Annotated in this window: 1 pseudogene; it reads right to left on the bottom strand. The window is 67.9% G+C overall.

The features are described 5' to 3' along the window. Nucleotides 1–237 (bottom strand): annotated as a pseudogene (locus FFY45_RS21850) (ABC transporter ATP-binding protein); the annotation flags it as partial.

Here is a 237-nt window from a genome sequence, read left to right as displayed (position 1 = left end):
TGTCCGGTGGCGAATCGCAGCGCTGCCGGCAATGGCACTGCCGTCTCGGCTGATGCGTGCGTGCGCGTGGTACCCAGTTCCACATAACGCCGCCATAATTGCAGCGCCGGCCAGGCCGAGCGCAGTTGCTGCACGCTTTGCCGCGTGGTGACCAGATACGGCAGCAAGCGCCCGAGCAGCAGGCTGACGGTGATCAGCGCGGCGCGGTCGGCGCCCTGCCACAGATTGGCCAGCACC

Origin of the sequence: Xanthomonas hortorum, assembly GCF_011305375.1 — a bacterium.
Classification (GTDB): Bacteria; Pseudomonadota; Gammaproteobacteria; order Xanthomonadales; family Xanthomonadaceae; genus Xanthomonas; species Xanthomonas hortorum_E.
This window is presented reverse-complemented; position numbering and strand designations above follow the sequence as displayed.